Source organism: Nocardiopsis sp. LDBS0036, from assembly GCF_041228755.1.
GTDB classification, from domain to species: Bacteria; Actinomycetota; Actinomycetes; order Streptosporangiales; family Streptosporangiaceae; genus Nocardiopsis; species Nocardiopsis dassonvillei.
This window is the reverse complement of sequence record NZ_CP141103.1, coordinates 5,753,854-5,777,606: the sequence shown is the minus strand read 5'-3', so window position 1 is coordinate 5,777,606 and position 23,753 is coordinate 5,753,854. Positions and strand designations below refer to the sequence as shown.

The 23,753-nt window shown below is 68.0% G+C and carries 13 protein-coding genes; 5 read left to right on the top strand and 8 right to left on the bottom strand.

The window, feature by feature from the left end; genetic code table 11:
* Window positions 1-56: 56 nt before the first annotated feature.
* Window positions 57-353, bottom strand: coding sequence for a hypothetical protein (locus UIS43_RS24620; protein ID WP_370011877.1), 297 nt, complete (start codon window positions 351-353; stop codon window positions 57-59).
* 722 nt (window positions 354-1,075) lie between these two features.
* On the opposite strand from UIS43_RS24620, the gene UIS43_RS24615 reads away from it, so the two are divergent.
* Together UIS43_RS24615 and UIS43_RS24610 are read left to right on the top strand one after the other, a co-directional pair.
* A complete protein-coding gene (locus tag UIS43_RS24615) occupies window positions 1,076-4,273 on the top strand; it encodes a DEAD/DEAH box helicase (RefSeq protein WP_370011875.1) in 3,198 nt (1,065 codons plus the stop codon).
* Window positions 4,274-4,395: 122 nt separating this feature from the next.
* Complete coding sequence (locus tag UIS43_RS24610) at window positions 4,396-4,908, top strand: hypothetical protein (RefSeq protein ID WP_370011873.1); 513 nt, start codon at window positions 4,396-4,398, stop codon at window positions 4,906-4,908.
* Window positions 4,909-4,949: 41 nt separating this feature from the next.
* Here the strand turns inward: UIS43_RS24610 and drmC are convergent, their stop codons facing one another.
* From drmC to UIS43_RS24585, 5 genes are all read right to left on the bottom strand, one after another.
* Entirely contained in the window at window positions 4,950-5,765 is an 816-nt protein-coding gene (gene drmC / locus UIS43_RS24605) for a DISARM system phospholipase D-like protein DrmC (protein WP_370011871.1), read from the bottom strand.
* Window positions 5,762-7,621: a DrmB family protein gene (gene drmB / locus UIS43_RS24600; RefSeq protein ID WP_370011869.1), complete on the bottom strand. Its 1,860-nt coding sequence runs from the start codon at window positions 7,619-7,621 to the stop codon at window positions 5,762-5,764. Before drmB ends, drmC begins: the two co-directional genes overlap by 4 nt.
* Window positions 7,618-11,181, bottom strand: a complete 3,564-nt coding sequence (gene drmA, locus UIS43_RS24595; RefSeq protein ID WP_370011867.1) for a DISARM system helicase DrmA — start codon at window positions 11,179-11,181, stop codon at window positions 7,618-7,620. The genes drmB and drmA overlap by 4 nt, the downstream gene beginning before the upstream one ends.
* Window positions 11,182-11,340: 159 nt before the next feature.
* Window positions 11,341-11,712 carry a hypothetical protein gene (locus UIS43_RS24590; protein ID WP_370011864.1) on the bottom strand — a complete coding sequence of 124 codons (372 nt, stop codon included), beginning with the start codon at window positions 11,710-11,712 and terminating at the stop codon, window positions 11,341-11,343.
* A gap of 104 nt (window positions 11,713-11,816) precedes the next feature.
* Window positions 11,817-12,371, bottom strand: a complete 555-nt coding sequence (locus UIS43_RS24585) for an ATP-binding protein (protein ID WP_370011861.1) — start codon at window positions 12,369-12,371, stop codon at window positions 11,817-11,819.
* 225 nt (window positions 12,372-12,596) lie between these two features.
* Between UIS43_RS24585 and UIS43_RS24580 the strand changes: the two genes are divergently transcribed.
* The gene (locus UIS43_RS24580) at window positions 12,597-13,460 is read left to right on the top strand and encodes a helix-turn-helix domain-containing protein (protein ID WP_370011859.1); all 864 of its coding nucleotides are present in this window, start codon (window positions 12,597-12,599) and stop codon (window positions 13,458-13,460) included.
* Window positions 13,457-13,639, top strand: coding sequence for a DUF397 domain-containing protein (locus tag UIS43_RS24575; RefSeq protein ID WP_370011857.1), 183 nt, complete (start codon window positions 13,457-13,459; stop codon window positions 13,637-13,639). The genes UIS43_RS24580 and UIS43_RS24575 overlap by 4 nt, the downstream gene beginning before the upstream one ends.
* 61 nt (window positions 13,640-13,700) lie before the next feature.
* Here UIS43_RS24575 and UIS43_RS24570 read toward each other — a convergent pair whose 3' ends face one another.
* Window positions 13,701-17,768, bottom strand: coding sequence for a DNA methyltransferase (locus UIS43_RS24570; RefSeq protein WP_370011854.1), 4,068 nt, complete (start codon window positions 17,766-17,768; stop codon window positions 13,701-13,703).
* Window positions 17,769-17,803: 35 nt separating this feature from the next.
* On the bottom strand, window positions 17,804-21,805 hold the full coding sequence (locus tag UIS43_RS24565; RefSeq protein WP_370011851.1) for a type IIL restriction-modification enzyme MmeI: 4,002 nt from the start codon (window positions 21,803-21,805) through the stop codon (window positions 17,804-17,806).
* Window positions 21,806-22,255: 450 nt separating this feature from the next.
* On the opposite strand from UIS43_RS24565, the gene UIS43_RS24560 reads away from it, so the two are divergent.
* Complete coding sequence (locus UIS43_RS24560; protein ID WP_370011848.1) at window positions 22,256-23,740, top strand: hypothetical protein; 1,485 nt, start codon at window positions 22,256-22,258, stop codon at window positions 23,738-23,740.
* Window positions 23,741-23,753: the final 13 nt, after the last annotated feature.

Sequence of the window (23,753 nt, the reverse complement as noted above, 5' to 3'; positions counted from 1 at the left end):
TGGCGGACCGGCGCCGAAGACCGTGCGGGGCGCCCGTTCCGGGCGCCCCGCACGGTTCACGCCTCGCAGCTCCGGCAGTTCCCGCCCCTGTCGGCGAAGAGTTCCTTGGTCTTGGTCGCGATCGCCTCCGCAGCGCCCTTCTCCAGCGCGGCGAGGGCCAGTGCGGCGGCACCCGCCGGTCCGATGTGGTCGACGAGGACGACCACGATGATGGCGATGAGAATGTAGATCACGATCCGGCGCCACCGGCCGATCGCGGAAGTGGGACCGTCGGTGTGAGACGGCCGGTCGTTGTTGTCGGCGGTGATGGTCAGCGTTCCTCCCGGGTCGCTCCACCCGACTGGTCTCGGCATTCCCGAGGGAGCCGATCGGGCGATGGGGGCTTTCCATGTGTTCGTCGGCGCAGGGCTCGGGCACCGGATCCTGGAAGGCTTCTTTTTTGCCTCTTTGAGAGTAGCAGGATTTTCAAGCGAAGGCGCCTTCGAATCAAATGTCATCCCCAAGAGTCCACCCAGCGCCGCTCTCCACCCCATGGCCCCCTGTACACCTGAGACGCTTTACCAGCCCAAATAGAACTCATCCATCAAGAACTCAGCTCAATATGTGACTCACATCACACTCGCTGGACACAGAAGGGTCGCGCCACAGCATCCGCCAAAGCGAAGGAGTCTTCGCTGAGATCCTCTCGGGTGAAGGCACAGCGGCACACCCTCCCAGGGCCCACCACCCTCCCCGCTGGCCCCGATGTCCGAATGGGGACTTTTTCCGACGGCACTCGCACCAAAGCCTGGTATCAACGACGAGTGGTGCCCCGTGGGCGCGCTGGGAGCGCCGCACTCCGAATCCGGGAAGGGAACGTGTGAACAGAGGCGACCGGGAACGTGCACGCGTCATTGATTTCTGGCGGGCCGTCGAACTGTTCGAACCACAGAAAGTGGACAAGCCGAACCTACGCGATGACGCTCCCGTCTCCCACGTCGAGCCCGGCCGCTCGCTGCCCTGGGAGCGGGGGCATCCGGTCCGGCAGCGCCCCGCGCCCCGAAACAGGGTCTGGCGGCACACGGTCCACCTCGGCGTGTTCAAGATCGAACAGATGCACGCGATTCTCACCGACGCCTTCGGCGCCGATCCGACGCGTGGTGACGAACGCCCGGTGGGAGAGGCCGCGCTGGCGGCGTTCGAGGTCGACGAGCGAGGGCGGGCGCTGCTGGCCACCCAGGCCCTGGCCACGTGCGGGTGGGCGCTCGGACGGACCATCTCTCCCGGGCCCCGGTCACGGAACTGGTTGGAGGGCTTCGACCAGTCCGAGGAGCGTTTCGGCGAACTCTACGATTGGCTCGTTTCCGACCCCGGCCCCGAACCAACCAGGGCCCTTCTCACCGCGGTGGACGGAGGGCTGGTCTCCGGCCCTCTGGTCGATCTCTGGGAGGCCGTGCGCTCGTCACTGAAGCTGTCCGCGGAGATGACGGGGGCAGTGGCGATTCCGGATGCGAACGTGGAGGTATCGGCCTCCGTCGAAGCGGAACTCTCCTCCGACGACCCCGGCGCCTCCCCTCCCCGACTCCGCACGACGGGAGAGGACGGCCGCGTCCTGCACTACCGGGAACTGGAGGCCCTCCAACGCGTGGTTGCCTCCCTACTGGGTGTGGACCGCCACCTGGTGCTCAACATCCGCATCCGGAGCCATACCGTCTCCGTCAAGGACGACGAGGCCGAACAGGAGCACCAGGAGTTCCTCCTCGCCCAGCAGCGAGGCGAAACCGAGATCAAGGGGGATCCCTTCGGGGACACCACCGACGCACCGCTCCTCAACAGCTTCATCGCCGAGGACCTGGCCACCGTCTCCGAGGCTGTCCGCAAAGGCGGGTACGGCGTGGCACTGCGCACTTACCTGTCCTCCTCAGCGGAGACCGCAGCACTGCGGCGCACGGACGTACGCCGGGAACAGGGCGCTGTCGTCCGCCGCGTCCACCCCGAGCTGACGCCCGCGGGCCGGTGGCCGGCCAAGGATGTCCATCCACTGGTGCTGAGCCAGCAGATCGCGATCAACTCCATCACCGGATCCCTGGGGCGGAGTACTGGCGTGTTCGCGGTCAACGGTCCCCCCGGCACGGGCAAGACCACCCTGCTGCGCGACCTGGTCGCCCATATCGTCGTGGAACGTGCCACGGTCCTGGCGGGCTTCGCCAAACCTTGGAAGGCCTTCGCCGAGAAGTGGACCGGATGGGACCACGAGCGCGGTCGCACCTCCTTCCCCCGGCTGGTCTCTGAGCTGGCCGGATTCGAGATCGTGGTGGCCTCCGCCAACAACGGCGCGGTGGACAACGTCACTCAGGAGATCCCCGGACGCAGAGCCGTCGATGAACGGTGGGCGGAGGCCGACTACTTCGCCGCGACCGCGTCGAACATGATCAAGGACTCGGAGGGGGCCTGGGGAACCCTGGCCGCGCAGCTGGGCAACGCCGGCAACCGCCGCAACTTCGTCAGCCGGTTCTGGTGGGGCGACCGCCCCGACCGCACCCAGACCGAACACGGTATGCGCACACTCCTCATCGCGCTGGACAAGGCCGAACGGGCCGACTCCCAGCCAGGGCTGCGCCGCTGGCGGGAGGTCGTCGAGGCGTTCAACGCGGCAGTACACGAGCGGGACCGGTTGGTCGCCGAACGCGCAGCGGTGGCGGGGAAACTGGAGCAGATCCCTTCGACACGCCGTCTCCTCCAGGAAGCCGAACGCCTGTACCGGGATCGGAAGCGTTCAGCGGATGACGCCCGCACCGAACACGAAGTGCGCCAACGGTACAGTCACCAAGCGGTCGCCGACCTCCAGGGAATCGAAGCCGAGCGCTCACGGCACTGGGAATTCAAACCGGGTTTCGGAGACGTCCTGTTCTCTCTGGGACGCCGCCTGAAGGAGTGGCAGCGCACCGACGACGGGATCGTCTCGCGGCTGCGCACCGCAGAGGCCCACAGCCGCGAGTGCGCCGCGGCGGCCGAGGCGGCGCTGCTGGTCAGAGAAAACGCCGACCGAGGCCTGGCCGCGGCCGACCACGACAGGCGGACCGCCGGATCCCGCCTGTCCGCGCTGGAGAGGGCGGTGGCCGCCGCGGAGCAACGGTGGCCGGGATACGTACCGGTCGGCGACGTGGTCACCGGTGATCGCGAACTCGAGCTCAGCGCCCCGTGGAACGACCCCGAGCTGGCCCGGGCACGTACCGAGGTGTTCCTCTCCGCGCTCGCCCTGCACGAGGCGTTCATCCGCGCGGTCCCCGGCAAGATGCGCCAGATCCTGGGCGCCGCCATGGAGGTGCTGGGCGGCAGAGCCAAGCAGGCGACCGACGAGGCCGTACGTGAAGCGATACGCGGTCTGTTCCTCGTGGTACCGGTGGTGTCGTCGACCTTCGCCTCCTTCTCCCGCACCTTCGGGGCCTTCGACTCCGAGTCCCTCGGGTGGCTGCTGGTCGACGAGGCGGGGCAAGCCACCCCTCAGCAGGTGGTGGGGGCCCTGTGGCGGGCGCGGCGCGCCGTGGTGGTCGGCGACCCGCTCCAGCTCGAACCCGTCACCACCCTGACCCTTCCCGCCCAGCAGCACCTGCGCAAGCGCTTCGAGGTCGAGGAACGCTGGCTACCCGCCTGGACCTCGGTGCAGGCGTTGGCGGACTCGGTCACCCCGCTGGGAACACTGCTCGAACGAGAGGAGGGCGAACCGCTCTGGGTGGGGTGCCCGCTGCGCGTGCACCGACGCTGCGACGACCCGATGTTCACCGTCTCCAACACGGTCGCCTACAGCGGGATGATGGTGTTCGGTACCCCGGAGCGCGGAGAGCTCACCCTACCGCCCAGCCAGTGGGTGCACGTACCCGCGTCCGGTGCCGAAGGACACTGGCGGCCTCTGGAGGGCGACAGGCTCAAGTGGCTGCTCAAGGGCCTGCGTGACAACCACGGCCACCCCATGGACGAGGTGTTCGTGCTCGCGCCGTTCCGCGACGTGGCGGACCGGGTCCGAAAGATCTCCACGGAGTTCGGGGTCCGCCAGGACAGGACCGGGACCATCCACACCTCCCAGGGCAAGGAGGCCGGGGTGGTGGTCTTCGTCCTCGGCGGCGCTCCGGACCGGGAAGGCGCGCTGGAGTGGGCCAGCAGGACCCCCAACCTGCTGAACGTGGCGGCCAGTCGGGCCAAGCGCAGGCTCTACGTCATCGGTGACCACACGGCGTGGGCGCACCGGCACCACTTCAAGACGCTCGGACTGCACCTGCCGCTCCGCAAGGGGTGACCGCCCCGGACACCCGCCTGTGAGGGCGCACACAGATCCGCCCCGATGACGCGATACCGACGCCCTGAAACCTCGCTGTGGGATACGGCTCCACCGCCCCCGCCCCAACCCTTGGAGATCCTGTGCCCCGTGCTCTTGTGCCCATCGCCGCCGTGGCCGCCGTGGCCGGTCTGGCTGCCTGTTCTGCTCCTCACCGCCCCGTACAGGACACGCGAGGCGCCGAAGGCGGCTCGGGCGATCTGGTGACACTGGCCGTGGAGGTCACCACGGACAACCACTGGCTGGCGGGCCGCGGGGACGACGACACGTGCGTATGGCACGCCCCGGCCTACGTGCTACGGGACGGGGCGGGCACCGTGCTGGATGTGGGGGATGTCCCGACCACCGGGACCGACGGGACCGCGGTGGGTGAGGTTCTGGACGACGATCTGTGCCTGTTGCCCATCAGTCTGGACGTTCCTCCGGCAGAGGTCTACGAGGTGGAGATCACCGCCACGGCGCCGACCGGGGAGAGCGGGCGCCCGATCCCGGGATCGGGCGAGGACTACTCGGGTTCGGACATGATCAGCCGTCGCGACGCGCAGGACGGCGGGGTGGTGGAGGTGTTCATCGACGGCCCGCCGTCTCCGTACTGAGGTGATCGCGGCCGGGCACCCGCCCCCGGACGGGAACGGGCTCAAGCCCGTTCCAGCGGACCCTCCGACCCCATCAATGAGCGGAAGTGCCCCACCAGCCGTTTCACCTGGGCCGGATCACGAACCAGGACGCCCGCCTCGATGTTGTGGTGCAGGGCGTACCCGGTGAGGTTCGCACTGCCGACCAGGGCCAGGCTCTGGTCGGCCGCGACCACCTTGGCGTGCAGAGAGGCTTTGCCCCCCGCTCCCCGCCGGTGTTCGGGCCAGCGCCACAGCCGTACCCTCGGATCGTTCCCGAAGTGCCCCTGGAAGGCACCGAGTGCACCGGTCTTCTCCTCCAGGACCACGTCCACGGTCACACCCCGGCCGACGGCCGCTCCCAGCTCGTCGACGGCCCCCGCGGACGGGTGGTGGGCGTACCCCACTACCAGCAGCCGCTCACGGGCCACGCGCAGAACCTCGGTCAGCACCGCGGCGGTCATCCGGGTCGGACCGCCCTGACCGAAGTCGGGCCCGGTGACCGGTCCGCTGGCCACCACCGTGGACCTCTGCCGCTCGGCGCGGTCGGCGACGGTGGCCGCGGACAGCAACGCGAGCCCCAGCGCCTCCCCGGTCAGGCGCGGGCGCAGTCGCCACAGCCGGGCCAGGGCCGTGGTGTGCTGCGCCATACCGGCGACCGGATGGGCCCTGAGCAGCTCGGCCTCCACCCGGTCCGGACCTTTGCTCCGCTCCAGGACCGCGGCCCAGGTCCGCGTGACCGGCAGGGGTAGCCGCCCGGCCAACCGGCCGAGATCCCGGGCCCACTGCTCGCGGGCGGAGGTGTTCGAGGGCCCGACCGTTCCCGGTTCGGTGCTCATTCGAAATACCCGAGGCCCTTCTGATCACCGGAGGCCATGGTCTCCACGAGCAGGGTCCGGTCCAGGTAGTAGTTGTTGCGCACGCAGGAGGTCTCGGAGGCGAACAAACACACATGACAGGCGGCTCCGTACAGGCGGGCGTGGTCCATGGGGTCGTGCTCGGCGCACAAAGGGTCGGAGCTACACAGACGGGCCGCGTCCAAGGCCTGGTCGAACAGGCCGCCCAACCTCTCAGGCTGTTCTCCCAGTGAGACCAGGCCGCCCAGGGTGCCTTCGCTGTCAGGGGCCGCGGTGTAGAGGAGGATGCCCGCCATCGCATCGGTTCCCCCGCGCGCGTAGATCCGCTCGGCGATTCCCGAGGCGCCGTAGCCCGATTCCAGGGCGAACTCCCGGATGAGGCAGTGCGCCAGTGAGTGCAACAGCACGTACCGCATCCCCGGCCATTCCCCGGGCTGCAACCTACGGTTGCTGCGCCAGGCATCGTGTCCCGCCCGCAGGTACCTCTCCCTCTCCTTCACCGCAGGCGACGCCTCCCATGCGGCCAGCGGCTCCTCCCGGAACTTCAGGAAGATCCCCTCTCCCCGCTGTTCGGCGCACGGCACCCACGTCGGCGGGTCGGCGGACAGCGCGGCGACCCGGGACGCCTCCGTGGAGAACACGTCGTACTCGGGCGCGTCGATACGGGTGAACCCGTAAAGAGCCCTCACCTCACGCAGGCGCGGCACCAGGATCACGCGTTCCAGGTACCGCGTGGTGTTGCGCGGCGTGGAGACCTTCTGCGTGGTGAAATCCGCCAGGTTCACCGGCTCGGACCTGGTGAACGCCTCCCATTCCGGCTTCTCCACGTCGGGCTCTTCGTCCGGGTCCGCTGCCGTGGACAGGCTCTCGCCGGCCGCATGGCGGCGCTGCATCTCCTCCCAGACGCTCTCGAAGCCGTGCGGCTCCAGTTCGGGCCAGAAGGCCAGGTTGACGATGACCGGCCGCGCCCTTTCCTTGGGCAGTGCGGCCATCGTCGCCAGGACGTCCCAGTTCCTGGCGACCTCGTCCTCCGGTCCGGTCTCCCCTTCGGGCAGACTGAACACGGGGATCTGGGTGGGGAACCAGCCGTTGGTGGCACCCAGCGACATGGTGCGGGTGGGCAGTCCGCAACCGTTGAACGTCCCCAGATGGGGGTGGCGGCCCCGGCACCCGGGCAGGTTCTTGGCGGCGTTCTCCTCGCCGAAGGCGTCGGACATGGGCCGTCGCTCTCCGCAGCCGCACACGGCGAAGACGTTCGCGGTCTCACCGGAAGTACCGCGTTCGGTGAGCTTGAGCTGGTGCTCGCCCTCCGTGGGTTCCGCTCCCTTGTGGACGAAGTACATCCACGGGAAGTCGTCCAGGTGCCCTTCCCGGCAGGCCAGCACGAAACGGGCGGGCACGGCGGAAGGCCGTTTGCGCCCCTGGCCCTGGCAACTGTGCACGTAGCGCACCCGGTCGGGCCGGTAGACATCGGGGAGCAGTTCGAACAGCCCCGAGTCGGCGGAGGCCAGAACCCTGCACCAGGTGCACCTGAGCCATCGGGGGAAGACCGACACCGGAACCCCGATCCGCGCCCACTCCTCGAAGGGGTTGGCGAGGTTGGGCGGTGTGTAGGGAGGTGTCCGCAGTTCGGTGACCTGTTTGCCGAGCTTCTTCTGCACGAGTTCGAGCAGGCGGTTCTCGCGCAGAACCGTGGAATGGGCCGGGTTCCACTCCTGGAGCCCGCGTACGATCACCGACAGGTTGGGCAGGTCCACGACCGCGCCGATCCCGAAGGTGTGCAGCAGTTGGCTGGTGCGGAGTTCGCCCACCCTCTGGTGCTGGGACGGCGTGCTCATGACTGGTCCTGCCCTTCTTCAATGGGAGGGGTGAAGGGGTGGGCGGCGGCGTCGCCCAGGGTGTCCTCGGGATTCAGGATGAGTCGGATTCCGGGTTCCACTTCGCGCAACGAGTTGGGGGCCGTGGTGAGCCGCCATCGCCCCTCCTCCGGCCGGGTGAGCAGCCCGACGGTGTTGGGCGAGTTCTTCGGGGGGCGGTAGGCGAGGGTCACGCCGTCCGTGGTCTGGCGGCTGCGCCGCTCGTGCCACAGGTCCATCCGCTGGTCCACCTGTTCGGCGACCCTGCGGGCCTGCGCCGTGCTACCGGAGACGAGCTGGGCCCGGCGCTTGATCTCGGCCGCCACGTGGTCGGCGGTCTGCCCGGTACGGTCGAACCTCCCTGCCCCGTGGTTCGGGTTGAGAATCCCGTCGTAGTTTCGGGCCATGGCCACCAGGAGGCCGGTGAGGCCGCGGTCGATGGCGCGTGCCGCGAAGGGGGTCACCGAGAGGGCCTCCACATGCCTGTACAGGGTGGCGTGGAAGTTCTCGAACCTCTCGTAGTGGGACAGGTCCCGGGGCCGGGCCCAGTTGTAGACGGTGAAGACGATGCCGGGGTGGCGGCGGCCGACACGGCTGGTGGCCTGGATGTACTCGGCGGCGGATTTGGGCTGGCCGCTGACGACCATCGCGCCCAGCCGGGGCACGTCCACGCCCACAGCGATCATGTTCGTGGCCAACAGCACGTCCAGCGGCCTGGTGCCTTTGCCCTTTCCTCCGGTGAAGGCCTTGCCCAGGTGTTCGAGGATGCGGGGAATGTCGTCTGATCCCAGTCGGGAGGTGAGCTCCTCCACCCAGGGTCGATCGCGCTGGGCGAGCCCGCGCTCATCGGCCCGGGACAGGCGGGTGGCGACGTCGTCATCGACCATCCGGCGCATCCCGCCGAGGTCCCGCAGGCTGTTGAAGTAGCCGACCAGGGTCATGTAGGGGTCGGTGACCTCGTTGGCGCCGTACTTGTCGTGGAGCCTCTGCCCCGCGGCCATGACGGCCACGTAGACCCGGATCTGGGTGGACTTGACGCGTACACCGTGGGCGCAGATACCGACATAGCGGCGGCCGTCGTGCTGGTCGATGGGGCGCTGACGCGAGAAGAAGGTGTCCTCGGCGTCCAGACCCTGCGGGGGGAAGACGCGGGTCCTCCTGCCGCCGAAGAGCATGGCGATCTGTCGGTTGGCCCGGCGGACCGTGGCGGTGGAGGCGATGACCTTGGGGCGGACCTTGTGGCTGGTCCCGGTCAGCGGGTCGAGGTGGTTCCACCCGGCGAGCAGGTCGACGGCGGTCTCGTACAACCCGACCAGAGAACCGAGCGGCCCAGTGATCAGGTGGAGCTCGTCCTGGACGATGAGATCCGGCGGCCGCACCGGCTCGGAGTGGACCACATGGGCGGCGGGGTGGTAGGGGCTCTTGTTCCCCGCTTTGTGGTAGGCGGCCCCTTCGCACGCCTGCCTGTTCATCTCCCCCGCGAGGAAGCCGTGCCGCTGGCAGTACCGTTCCGCGCGGCCGAACAGGGTCTGCGCCTCCCCCTTCCAGGTGAGCTGGGCGAACTTGTCGACGGTGGCGATGACCAGGGAGGGGACCAGGCGGTAGATCTCCTCGTCGACGACCACGACGGGGATCCCCTCCCCGTCGCTCTCGAAGGAGCTGAAGGCGCACTCGAACTCGGGGCAGAGCACGTGGGTGCGCCGTGCCACGGCGTCGACCTCGATGTCCTGGCCCGGGTTGATGGCGTGACCGCACCAGGGACAGGCCATGAGCTGGTGGGGCGAGCCGTGGCCGCCCCCGCCCTTGCCGGTGCGCTTGTCCTTGACCCAGTCCTCGGCGCCCTTGAAGGAGTTGGGGGTGACCTTGCCGCCCACCCACAGTCCGAGGCGGAAGGGGACGGCGCCCCACCGGTCCGGGTCCTGTCTGCGCTCGACCTCGCAGGCGCAGATGAGCGCGGCGGCGCGCTGGAACTGCTGGATGGTGAGCAGGCGCAGGGTGTACCGCATGAGCACGGCCACCCCCGTGTCGGTGCGCGGCACCGCCGTGGGGGCCTGGAGGCGGCGGATGGCGAGGGTGTAGGCGGTCAGGCCGAGATAGGCCTCGGTCTTGCCGCCACCGGTGGGGAACCAGAGCAGGTCCGCGGTCCGCTCCCCGCCCGGACCGCCTCCGGAGCGCTCCGGGTGGGCCGGGTCGGTCAAGGACGGCAGGTTGAGCAGGAGGAAGGCCAGCTGGAAGGGGCGCCAGCTGCGGTTGCGCGGCTCGTCGACGGCGGCCACACGGTCGTCGAGCGCGATCCGGGGATCACCCGCCGCGGCGATGGAGTGGACGCGCTGGCGGTGCATGGCCCGGTTGGCGAACCGGAAGGCCGCCAGGGCGTTGGGGTCACGGTCGAGCAGGTCGATGGCGGCGGCGATGCGGTCGGCCGCCCGCGAGGCTTCACGGAGGTTGGCCAGAGCGCTGTCCCGGAAGTCGGCGCCGTCGTGCACCAGGCGGGTGGCGGGGTCGTCGATCCGGTCCCGCTGGCGGGCGATCCAGGAGCGGTAGCCGTCCACCAGGGGGGACAGGGCCTCCCGTGTGTTCGGAGCGGTGCCGTCCTCGCGGCCCAGCACCGACATGTCCACGACGAGGTCGGCGAGTTCCGGCAGGTCCTCGTCCTTGTCCGCGCTGGGGACGTCGGTGTGCCGGAGCTCGTGGCCGGGAACGGCGGACGTGCCCACCCGGACGGCGCGGAGCGGGTCCCCCGGGGCGGTCTCGACCGTGACCGCGGTGCTGTGCCCTACCGCGAACTCGGCGTGGAAGCGGTGGGTCATGGCCAGGTTGCGCTGTTCGTCCCTGTCGCTCTTGTCCCCGCCGGAGAAACTCTCGGGCCGGGGCACGAACACCGGGCTGTGCCCGTCGGGAGCGCTCACGGAGAACTCGGCCTGGAAGAGCCACTTGCTCTGGGAGCTCTCCTTGCCCTGCTGGCCGTTGACGAGGAAGAGGGTGACCAGGCGGCGGCCGTCATAGGAGCGCACCCGGCCGCGCAGCACGATCGCGGGCTGTTCGGGGTCGAGCTCGATCTGCCGGAGGAGCGTGTCCTGTTCGGGCAGGGGAACACGGACCTCGGCGCTGTGGGGGTGGCGCTGGTACAGGCGCCCTTCCCCCTCCGGGTTCGCCACGGTCCGGTAGACCGCCCAGGAGGCCCTGGCGAGGAGTTCGGTGGTCCCGGGCTCCACGCACACGGTGAAGCCGTGCGCGTTGCAGAACATGCTGGGGACGGAGGGCGCCTCGGGTTCGGTGTCGCCGTCGGTGTCGGCGTCCGCGAAGCTCACCGAGTCGTGGACACCGGACTCGGCGAGGCGGTCCTGGTCGTCGGGGTCGACCAGCGCTCCGTTGGGCGCGAGTCTGCCGAGGATGTAGCGGTCGGTGACGCGTTCGGTGGTGGGGAACTGCTCGTGCTCGTCGCCGCCGACCGGGCCGTAGAGGTCGCCTACGACCAGTTCTTCCAGCTCGGCCCGGATCTCACGTGGTGTCGGGGGTGTGAGGACCCTGTCATCGCCCATGGCACCAGGCTAGAGGGCGGTGGGGACAGGGTGTCCAGTGGTCGCGAGAACCTGTCGGGCTCATGCGGAGGGGACCGTGGTGGGCCTTGCCTTCGGTGCGCCCCGTCCTCCGGGCCGCCGGAGCGGCCCGGAGGACGGGGGTTCCCGGGCTGGCTGGAATCAGCCGACGACCGCGAGGGAGGAACGGGCGGTGGGCGCATCGGTGTACGGCCACAGCGCCAGGAAGAGGGCATCGATGTCGGCGGCCTCCACCAGGCCGGTGGGGGTGACGGCCCAGAAGGACTGCGTGGCCTCGCCGTAGTAGACGATCAGGTGGCGGTGGCGGGACTGGAGTGCGGCGGCCCGGGCGTGCTCGTCGGCGAACTCGGTGCGGTGGCCGCCCAGGCGGGGCAGGCGCTGGGCACGGCGTTCGCGGCAGGAGGGATGTCCGCAGGCGGGGCAGACCGGGCCGATGAGCGGGGTCCGGCGCGGGAGCAGCGGGATGGGGCGGAAATCATCGGGGCGGCGGGGCGAGGGGATAGGGTGCTGCATCAGATCCTCTTTCCTGGCTTATGTCTGGGTTGGGTTTCGGGGGATCCAGGGCCCGGAAGAGCGTTGCCGCGCTCTCCTGGGCCCGTCTCATGCCGGCGGCATGGTCAGTCGTCGGTGGTGTTCCAGCGGCTGCCGCTCAGGTCGTAGGCCAGGCGGAACCACACGCTGCGGTAGTGGGCGTTGCCGTTGTCGCCCCACTCGGAGGCGCAGGCGTCGACCATCGCCAGGCCGCGCCCGGACTCGGCGTTGGGATCGAGTCCGTCCTTCTCGGGCTTGAGGCGGGAGTCCTTGTCCCGCAGGCCGCCGCGGTCGCGGCAGGTGAGGTGCAGTCCGGTGCGGTAGCGGTGGACGAGGAGGGTGTAGCCGATGCCGGGCCGGCCAGAGAGGCTGTGCCGGATCGCGTTGTTCGCGAGTTCGCTGCCGAGCAGGGTGAAGAGGTACCGGTAGTCGGCGGACTGGGCGGCGGCGCAGGTGTCGAGGAAGGCCCGCACCAGCGGCATCACCGCCGGGGTCCCGGCGAAGTCGTAGCGGCGCAGGCGGTAGTGCGGACGCTCGGGCCGACCGGAGAAGTAGTGCCGGTGGACCGGCCGGATGAAGCTGGACAGGGGAACCGTGGCCTCACCCAGCGCGGGCACGGGCGCAGGGGTTTTGACGGGCATGACGAACACACTCCTTGGCGCAGTGACGCGTGAGCAGGGGTTTTCGAGAGCCCGTAGGGGGAGTCTCACGGTTGCCGCGATGTGAGCAACGGGCAAGGCGTAGCCTGACCGATAACAACCTTCGGTGATGCACCGGTCACTGACTACACAGACAAGATAATAAGCAATCGTAGAGTTTTCAAGAAGATCCTCTACTCTCCCGAATTTTTTCGTTAGAGTGCCCCCATGACCTCTCACAGCAGCCCGACCCTCCGCTTGCGCCGCCTGGCGACGATGCTCCGCCAGTCCCGGGAATCGGCCGGTTACACGGCGGCTCAAGTCGGCGACAAGTTCAAATGGAGCTCTGGCAAGGTCTCCAAGATGGAGACAACAGAGACGAAGCGTATAAAAGCGGACGATCTGGACAAACTAATGGATCTCTACGGGATCACCGATCCCGACAAGCGATCATCTATGCACGCACTCGCGAGGGACGCAAGACAGCGCGGCTGGTGGTCAAAGTACAAGGAGGTCTTCACGGACCGAGCCTTGCCGGACTTCGAAGCCGAAGCATCGGTGATCCGTACCTTTGAGACTCAGATGATCCCAGGCCTGCTTCAGACTCCGGCCTACGCGGAAGGACTGCTTCGAGGCGGGCGTCTCGCCAGTCCGGACATCATCGAGAAGAAGGTCGAGGCCCGTATGGCTCGGCGCGAAATCCTGGTTCGCCACCATCCCGCCCGCCTCCGCGCAGTGATTGAGGAGAGCGCCCTTCACAAGCGGATCGGCGGCCGCGAGGTCTTGAGCGAGCAGCTTGCCCACCTCTACCACATGGCCCAGTTGCCCAACATCGACATCCAGGTGCTTCCCGCAGACGCTGGATCACACGCGGGGCTGTGCGCCCCCTTCACCATCCTGGACTTCCCTGACCCACTGGATCTCCCCATCGTGTACATCGACACCGCCTCTAACGGGCTCTTCCTGGAGGAGCACGATGAGGTAGAGGCACACAGTGCTACCTTCAGTGACATTCAGGGGTCCGCCCTGAGCACCGTGCAGTCAGCTGATCTCATCACCAGCATCCTGAAGTCCCTAGAGAGCCCCTCATGAACACCACCGTCCTTGACTTTCGGAAGAGTAGCTACAGCGGGCATGCCCAGAACTGTGTGGAGGTTGCCGACATCCCGTGCGGCGCCGCCATCCGCGACTCCAAGCACCCCAATGCCGGGCATCTCCCCTTCGCAGCCGCCGAATGGAGCAGCTTCCTCACCGCTGCCCTCAGCAGATAGCCCGAGCAAGCACGAAGCCCAACCGCGGTCGGCCCTCTCCGGCCACGGTTGGGCTCCGTATTCAGAAGAGGGTGCCTTCCGGTGGGAACAACCCGTCGCCAAGATCAGGAACCGGCATGGCCTTGGCCGCCGAACGCTTCTTCTTCGGGGGCCAGATCCCCTTACGCACCTCTTCCTCGTGCCGAGCGTGATTCAGTTCAAGGAGCCGGTCCAGGATCTCTACGCGGACTGTTGGACTGAACGTCCACCGGGGCCCTTGGGCTGTCTCGTGGTGCCCAAGCTCAAGGTCGAGGTCCGACCATCCGTAAGCCTCCTTCGCGGCCTCGTCAATCTCGACGTGGATCTCTCGTAGCCGGTCGATGTCCTCGTCACCTTGGCATGCCGGGTCGTGTACGAGGTTGTAGAGCTTCGTCAGCCCGAAATTCCGCTGCAACATGATCTCGCTCCGGTCCTGGTCCAAGCGTTCACCAGCGGCAACAAGCGCTTCCATCCGCTCGGGCTTCGGGAACGTCTCGTACACGTCTGAAGGCGTGTACCGAAGGTCTCCCTTCATGCTGGATGCCCGGGACACTGCCCATGAGTAATGGATGCCGCTGCTGAGCAGAGCAAGTTTCCCGAACCCACCATCCACAAAAACAGCCACCGCATGGGAAAAGACCGGTCCTGTAGGTTGTCTGACAGGAAGGCCTGTGCGGCTCACCAAAGAAATCGCCAGCACGAAATCGAGATTGGAGATCGCGCTATATAGCTCAGGTGTCGGTCGTGTGAAACGCCACCAGATCTTTCGACGTTGACGGTCGTTGTTCTGGGCACGTACCGGCTTCACGTCACGCTCAACGATCTTGAAGGGCTCCGGGTACTCCCGGGCCTCCTCCTCCGTCATCGAACCGAAGTTGATCACCCATCGGCTCGGCGAGCAGTCCGGACGCGAGTTGAGGTCCTTGCCGATCAGGTAGGGGAACAACACCTCCCGGTTCCGCGGGTCCCGCCGGATCAGCTCACGCGCTTGCTCGGGCTCCAGCACGAAGCCCTCACCCAGTACATACGAGCCGATGAAGGATTCATCGGCGTTGGCCACCAGCTTCCACGGGTTCCCAGTAGTCCTTGACTTCGGGTCCAGCGACGGGGTGATCCCCGGAACCGACACCTCCCCCAGGACAGGCTGTTCCCGCTCTCCCGCATGCCCCGCCCACACCAGCGACACGTGAACGTTCGCGGTACCCGGCCACACCTGGCTCTTCACCGCCCGGTAGACGGCCCAGCCCCGTTCCACCACTTGGTCCAGGCCCACCTCCCGGGTGTCCCCCTGCGCGATCGTGTTCGTGGCGATGATGCCGGTTCGCCCCTTCGGGGCGATCGCCAGGTTCCGCAGCAGGAAGTACGAGCACAGGTCCGCGCTCCCCCGCTTCCCCTCGGCGATATCCACGACCAGGTACTCGCGGACGTCCTTACCGATGGTCCCCGTGAGCCGCTGCCCACCGATGAACGGCGGGTTCCCCACTACTGCGTCGAACCCGCCCCGGCCTTCCTCCCCCATCACCTCGGGGAATTCCAGGGCCCAGTGCAGCGGCTTGATCGGCTCGTCCCGGCCGCCCTTCAACCATTCCCGGATCTTGGACTCCGTCGCCTGTTCGGCGTAGAAGTCGTGCCCGTCCTCGCTCACAAGCGCGAGGAGTTCGTCGGAGAGCCGGGTAAGCAGGTCGTCGTAGGCGTCCTGCCAGTTGAGCTTCTTTACCTCCCCGTCCTGGAGCTTCTTCTCGTAGTCCTCCAGGTCCAGCTCTGCGTACCGCTCAGCGGCCAGGGCCGCCGCCACCACCCCGTCACAGGCCAGGCGCAGTTGATCCACGGTGCTGTTGGCCTCGTCGAGCAGTTCCCGTCGTTTGTCGACATCCTCCGGATCATTGACCGGCGGCAGCGCCTCGATCCGCCGTCGGAGCTCTCGGGCCTCCCCCAGCTTCCGGTCGATGTACTCCCCCACATCACCCGTCAACCGGGCGTTGATGGTGCGCCCCCGTTTCGGGTCGGTGTGGAAGGCCTTCACCTGCTCCTCGTTCACCAACCCCACCAGCGAATCCCCCCAGACCAGCGCATGGTCGAGGAAGCTGAACGGCTTGTTCTTAGCCAGGGTCTCCAGCCACATCGACAGCTTGGCCAGCTCCACCGCCATGTCGTCGCGGTCCACCCCGTAGATGCACGACGCCGCCACGCGCCGCTTGGCGAACAGCCGCACGTCGTCCAGCTCGTAGTTGGCACCCAGCGCGGTGCGCACCTCGTCCGGTATCCCGTCGCGCTGCCAGGCCTCCACCACCCGGTCGGCCAGGAACCGCGTCGCCGCCACCAGGAACGCCCCCGATCCCATCGCGGGATCGCACACCTTCAGCTTCAGCAGCTCCTCCGCCGGTTTGACCCGCCAGCCCGCCTCTTCCACCCCCTCTGCCGGACCGGGGCTGTAGGCCAGGGGCTCCAGGGTGTACTTGACGACCTTCTCCGCCAGGTCACGCGGCGTGTAATGGGTTCCGGTCTTACGCCGCTCCCCCACCTGGGTGAACACCACCGAGTCCGCTGGGAACACCGTCGGCTCGTTCCGCAGATCCGACCGTAGAAGCCCCCAGAACGGCAACGTGCGCTCGGCCAGGTCCTCCCGGTTGTCCCAGGCCGAGCCCAGGCTGGCGCGCTGTGCGGGATCCGGCTGCTCCTTGAGCATCTTCCGCAACTGGTTGGCGGTCGCCCCGGTCTCCGCCTTCAGCCAGTCGAAGAAGACCTCCTCGTGCTCGGAGTACTGCTCCTCCAGCTCCGCGAGCGGAACCTCCGGCTCCAGCTTCCCCCGCAGGCCGACGTACGGTTCATGGACCCTGCGGACGGAGAACTCCAGCAGGCCTTCGTAGATGTGCCCGATGTCCTCCACCCCGAGCCCCTTGTAGGAGATCCGGGTCGGCGTCCCGCTCTTCCTCTTGGGCTTCAACATCACCAGGGCGTCGAGCACCTCGAACACGACCCTGTCGGTGACGGCGAACTCGGCCAGCCACCCGTACCGTTCCGGGTCGAACAGCGAGCCGCCGTAAGCGGGCAGGCGCAGGTCCGGGTGCTCGGCACCACCGTGGATACCCGCGAAGAGCGCCATCAGACGGGGCCACGCCGCCGCGCGCCGGTCCCCGACCTCCTCACCGAGCCGGTTCCGGTCGTCCGCCAGCTGGTGGTGCAACCGGCTCACCGAGTAGTACTCGGCGTACAGGTCGTCGGTGGGCAGCAGCCTCTGTTCCTCCGCGTACAGCAGGAACACCAGGCGCATGAGCACCGTCAGCGCCCCCTTGTACACCTCGCGCTCGCCCACGTGCTCCAGGAACCGATCGCTGGAACCGCGGTCGATACGGGCGATCTCGGCGACCAGCAGCTCCACGGCCTGACGGACCTGATGGCCCAGGTCGTCCGTGAGTTCGCCCTGCTTGTCGACCGTCCGGGCGAAGAGCGACGCGGTGGAGTCCGACGGGTCCCTGCCGTCGCGCGTGGTCGCCGGGATCTGGACCCGCTTGCCCTCCAGCAATGCGGTGAACGCCTGGAAGAGGAGCGGCTCCTCCGACCACAGGTCGGCGTCGAACACCCCGTAGGAGGTCGGCTCCCCTGGACGTGCGTGCACCAGTGCCCAGAGCTGGCCGTCGGTGACCAGAGACAGCGGGACACCCGATTCGCGGCCCCGGGCCGCCGCCGCCTCGATCGGCGAGGGACTATCAGGACTCGACTCGGCGGGGTTGGCGCCCCACGGCAGCCGGTAGAAATGCAGGCGCTCCGTGCGCCCGTCCTTGTCCTTCGGGCCGACCAGGGCGAACTCCGGGAGCGCCCCCGTTCCCTCGGTGACACTCCGGACCCGGTACTTGTCGCTCCAGCGGAACACCTCGTCGAGGACGAGCTCGATCCACTCAGCGGCCAGCGCCCCCTCCGAGGCCTGGAGTTCCCCCCACCCCTGGCGGAGCCTCTTGCGCAGCTCGGTGTCCACGGCGGGCAGTCCCGAGGGGAACGCCTCCGTCAGGACGTCGGCGGAGAGGAAGGGGCCGTCCGGCGCGAGGAGCCCGAGCCACTCGGCGTGCTGTTCGGCCGGTTTGACGGAGGGAATGCGGCGACGAGGTGCAGGCATGGCACGAGATTATCGGCCGTGGCAAGGACATCCGGTCAGAAGAGCACTCCTTCCGCCTCTTCGTGGGACCTCCGCGGATCGGGGACGGGCGCGGCCCCTTGGAGGTGCCTGTACCGCGACCGGACTCCGCCCACGGCTTCCTCGTCATGACGTGCGAAGTTGAGTTCGAGCAGCCGGTCGAGGATTTCGACGCGCGCGTCCTGGACGACCGTCCAGCGCGTCCCCTGAGGGGTCTCGTGATGGGCGTGCTTCAGGTCGAGGTCGGACCAGCCGTAAGCGGACATGACCGCCTCGTCGATCTCGACATGGATCTCCCGCAGCCGGTCGATGTCGGGCCCGCCCTCACCAAAGGGTGAATGGACCAGGTTGTAGAGCTTGGTCAGACCGAGGCCGCGCCGTTGCATGATCTCCCGCCGCTCCCGGTCCAGGCGCTCGCCGACCTCCTCCATACGCACAGTCGGTGCGGGCATCGGAAGAGTCTCGTACACGTCAGAAGGCGAGTAGTTCAGGTCAGACTTCATAGTCGACGACCGAGACCATGCCCAGTTCACATGCATCGAGCTCGATAGCAGAGCGAGGGAGGCAAAGCTGTCTGTGGCGAACACCGCGAGCTTATGCGCGAACACCTGATTTGAAGGCACCAGTGCTGGCATCACTGTGCGACTCACCAGAGTGATCGCCAACACAAAGTCAAGGTCGGCGATCGCCTTCATCATCGCGGGACGTTTCTCCCCGTATTGCCACCAGTAGTCGCGATAGACCTTTCGGTTGTTCTTCTCTCGAATAGGCCGGACTTTGCGCTCAACGATCTCAAAGGGCTCCGGGTACTCCCGAGCCTCCTCCTCACTCATCGATCCGAAATTGATCACCCATCGACTCGGAGAGCAGTCCGGACGCGAATTGAGGTCCTTGCCTATGAGATAGGGGAACAGTACTTTTCGGTTCCGCGGGTCCCGTCGAATCAGCTCGTGGGCCTGCTCGGGCTCCAGCACGAACCCCTCCCCCAGGACGATGGAGCCCTGGAAGGACTGCCCCGCATTGGCCGCAAGCTTCTTCGGATTCCCGCTGACCCTGGACCTGGCGTCCAGGGAAGGGGTGATCCCGCGGGTCTCGGCAGCCTCGAGAACCGGCTGTTCCCGCTCGCCCCGGTGACCGGTCCACACCAGCGACACGTGCACGTTCGCACCGCCCGGCCACGGGCGGCTCTTGCTCGCACGGTAGATGTCCCAACCGCCCTCCACCACCTGGTCCAGGCCCACTTCCCTGGTATCACCCTGGGCGATGGTGTTGGTGGTGATGAGCCCAGTGCGCCCCTGGGGGGCCAGAGCGGTGGTGCGCAGCAGGAAGTACGAGCACAGGTCGGCGCTGCCCCGCTTCCCGCCGGCGATCCCCTCGACCAGGAACTCGCGGAACCAGTGCTCCAGGGTCCCGGTGAGCCGCTGCCCTCCGGAGAAGGGCAGGTTGCTCACCAACGCAGAGAACCGCCCGGACCCGAAAACCTCGGGGAATTCGAGTATCCAGTGGAGAGGACGGACCAGGGATCCGTCCGATCTGCTCAACAGCGCATGGACACGAGCCCGGAAGGCCTCCTCCGCCTCCGCGCTATCGAACCCGGCCCCGAGAAGGCCCTGCACCCCCACCGACAGCTCGGTGAGCAGCGTGCCGTGCGACTCGTGCCAGTTCCCGCCCGCCGAAGCGCCCGCCCCCAGGGCCGCGGCGACCACCGCGTCGCAGACCAGGCGCAGCCGTTCGGAACTCTCCTGCGCCCGCCGCAGCAGCGCTGCCTTGCGCGCGGTGTCCTCCGGGTCATCGCACTGGGGCATGGCCGCGATGCGTGCACGCAGGGCGGCGCTCTCGGCCAGTGCGGCATCGATGAGCTCCTCGACGTTGCCGCCGAACCTGAGGTTGAGCCGCCGTCCCTCCGCGGGGTCGATGTGGAAGGCCTGGACCTGGTCGGGACCGACCAGGCCGACCAGGGAGTCACCGCAGCGTAGTGCGTGGTCGAGGAAGGTGAGGGGACGGCTCTTGGAGAGTGTTTCCAGCCACAGCGAGAGCTTCCCCAACTCGACCGCGAGCCCGTCGCGGTCGACACCGTAGATGCACGAGGCGGCCACCTGGCGCTTGGCGAGCAGGAGAACGTCCTGTGCCTCGTACCGGCTCTCCAGGCTGTGGGCCACGTGGTCGGGGAACCCGTCGCGCCGCCAGGCCTCACAGACCCGTTCGGCCAGGTACCGGGTGGCCGAGACGAGCATCGCCCCCGATCCCATGGCGGGGTCGCACACCTTGAGCTTCAGCAGCTCCTCCGCCGGTTTGACCCGCCACTGCTCTTCCGCCGCCCCCTCAGCCGGGCCGGGGGCGTAGGCGAGCGGATCGAGCGTGTGCCGCACGATCTCGTCCGCAAGGGGACGCGGCGTGTAGTGGGTACCCGTCGCCCGCCGCTCGCCGACCTTGGTCAGCATTACGGAATCCGCGGGGAACACTGTCGGCTCTTGGCGCAGATCGGAGCGGAGCAGCCCCCAGAAAGGCACGGTCCTGTGTGTCAGCGCGGCGTCGGACCCGCACGCGGCGTCGAGCGCCGCCAGTTGCGCGGGTTTGGGACGCTCGGCGAGCATCCGCTCGACCTGGCGTCGAGTGGCACCCGTGCGGTCCACCAGCCAGGAGGTGAAGTCCTCCGGGTCCTGAGCCGCACGGGACTCCAGTTCCGCGAGCGCGATCTCCGGCTCCCACTTGCCGCGCAGTCCGACATGCGGTTCCTCGGTCCGTACACAGGAGTACTCCAGCAGGCCTTCGTACACGCGCCCGATGTCCTCCACCATCAAGCCCTTGTAGGAAATCCGAGTGGGCGTGCCGTTGCGCCGCTTCGGCTTTAACAGGAGCAGCGCGTCGAGGACTGCGAAGACGACCCGGTCGGGAACGTCGAACTCCCGCAGCCACGGATACCGGGACTGGTCGAACAGGGAGCCGCCATAGGCCGGCAACCGCAGGTCGGGATGCTCGACGCCGTGGTAGACCCCGGCGAAGAGGGCCAGCAGGCGCGGCCACGCCGCGGCCCTGCGGTCGCCGACCTCCTCACCATGCAGTGAGCGCTCCTCGGTGAGCTGGGCGTGCAGACGGGTCGCCGAGTAGTGATCCTCATAGAGATGGTCGACCGGCATGAGCCGCTGGGCCTCGGCGAAGAGCAGGAACACCACACGCATCAGGGCGGTGACCACACCCTGATAGACCTCTCTTCCGTCCACGCCCGCCAGTAGGCATCCCCTTGCGGCACGGTCCTGCCGGGCGATCTCGCCTACCAGCAGTTCCACCGCCTGCCGCACCTGCTCGCCAAGGTCATCGGTGAGTTCGTCCTGCCGGTCGGCGGTCCGTTCGAACAACGCCGCTGTGGAGTCCGTCGGGGCGGAGCCGTCTTTCGTGGTCGCGGGCAGCCTCAGGCGTCCGGCGGTGAGCAGGGCGACGAACGCCTGGAGAAGGATCGGTTCCTCGGCCCACATGTCGGCGTCGAACACGCCGCACGAGGTCGGTTCTCCCGGGCGGGCGTGGACCAGGGCCCATTGGCGCCCGTCGCAGACGAGGGCGAGGGGGATCCCGCTCTCCCGGCACCGGGCGGCTGCCTCCTCCACCGGTGAGCGTGCGTCAACGGTGGAGCCGGTGGGCCCGGCGCCCCAGGGCAGCCGGTGGAACGACAAGCGTTCGGCACGGCCCCGGTCCAGCGGCCCGCACAGGACGAAGTCCGGTCCCGCCCCAGAGGGTTCGGGGCGGCCCCGGTGGTCCGGTTTCCAGCCGAGCAGCTCGGTGAGGACACAGTCGAACCAACGATCACCCAGCAGCTCCGGGGCCTCCTGGACCTCGCGCCAGGCCCGACCCAGGCGCTTGCGCACCTCGGGATCGACGGTGGGCAGCCCGACGGGGAACACCTCCATGAGCACACCCGCCGACAGGAACGGGCCCTCCGGCGAGAGGAGGGAAAGCCACTCAGCGTGGAGTTCGGCGATCTGGTCGCGCGCGGCACGGGAAAGGGACGAAGAACGCGAAGACACTTTCGATACCGCGCCTTCAGCCGCTCACCGCTCCACCAGGACTCGGGAGTGTACTCGCGGGCACGCGAAAGGGGTGGTCGGGCACGGCGAACTCCTCATCAGGGAAACGGCGCGTGCGGGGTCACGCGCCAGAGGGTTCGGCAGCGGCGTTCGAGCGAGCGGGGAACGTCGGCGAGCTGACCGTCGACATTGACGCTAACCCGACCTCCCATTTCAGACAATAACCAGAGAAAAAAGAAAGACAAGAGTCCCAAAACGGACTTAAGGCCAAGAAAATCCCACGCGCACACACATCTCTGATCAGGGCATCGAAAATTCGAACACTCATACTAAAAACGAAAAAGAAAGATGCCCTGGCGCCGGAACCCGCCCTCGCTTGCTGGTGGCCGATTCCGGACAGCGGCCCCTCGCCCCTGTCGTCCGGCAATACGCTTCTGATAGCTCTTCGTCATGGTGTTCGACCACAGACTCGTGCAGACCGCGGTACTGGGCGACCGCCGGTCAGCGGATCCCGTCTACCTCCCCATGGAACGGGAGGACGCGCTGGAGTTCCGGCGGCGGCACCCCCACGCGACCTTCTGGTGCGGCCTCCTCCTGGGTGGTTGCGGCGGTCGGCTCGGGCCGAAGGTCTACCGGGAGAAGGTCAGCCACTTCGCCCATCATGCGAGTACCAATGCCTGCCCCCGACAGCACGGCGGTATCGAGAGCGCCGACCACTTGTACGCGAGCAAGCAGGTCAATCACTGGCTGGGCCGCCAGGGGAAACCCCGACGGGAGCCGCGGTTCACGGGAGACTTCGACACCGGGGGCACATGCCGGAGGGTCATTCTTCCCGCAACGGACGAGCACCCCGCGATCTTCTTCGAATTCTCCACGAGCATGACCGAAGAGCTCGACCGCCTTTTCACCCGCACACGCGACGAATCCCCGTCGTGGCTGGTAAAGGAGAACCGGGAGCTGAGCCGGCGCCTCCTGCAAGAGAACGGCTTCGCCCTCCGCTTCCGCATGCGAACGCGGAACCTGGAACGGATCCTCGAAGTCGGCACGGTCGGCCTCAGCGGAATGGTCCGGTGGGAGCCGATCGCCGACTGCTCCCTGACCGAGCAGGGGATCACCACTCGACGCATGGAGGAACTCGCCAAGGTCCGGCACCGGGCACCGGCCGCGGCACCCCTCCGAGTACCCACCGTGACCAGGACGGCACCGGGGGGATCTCCGCAGGAGAAACCGCATCCGCTCCTCACAGAATTGCAGTTCGCGCTGGAACAGAACGATCAGGCGAGTGTGCGCCGCCTGAGCGATCAGCTGAGACTGGAGGTGCGTACATCCCAGGATCCCGGCATCACCGGCTTCCAGAAGAAGATCGACGCCCTGTTGGCCTGGAGCTCGCGCCGACTCGAACAGGGCCAACGGTCGCCCGACACTGGTAAGGGCCCCCTCTACCGTCCGGCTTCCTCGGGGAGGAACAGATCCGACCTCCGAAAGGACCGGACCACCCCGGACAGGGGAAAAGCAGGGAAGCACCCCCCGGAGAGACGCACTCTGAACACCCTGATGAACGATGCCGCCGGCGCGTACCGTTCCGACGACCAGAACGCGCTGCGCCAGATCAGAGCGGTCCTTCGCAAACGCAGGGACTCGGCTTCACCGGGCGACAGGCACCGTATCGACTGGATTCTTGAGAGTTACCCCTGTGCGGACCGCCGACGTTCCACGCCTGACAGGAAGAGGGTCCGCAACAACGGCTCCTCCACCTCCTCGAAGCGCTCTGTGCCCCTCCCCCGACCGGAGGAGGACGGCCTTCGGTCCGCCATCGCCGAACGCCGGGAGGAGCTCCTGAAGACCCCCGAGGGGGGACGCAGGCCCCAGCGCCCCGCCCCCGCACCTTCCCTGGAGGAGCTCGCCGACCGGATCAACTCCCGCCGCAACCGTTAGGCCCCCTGTTCCC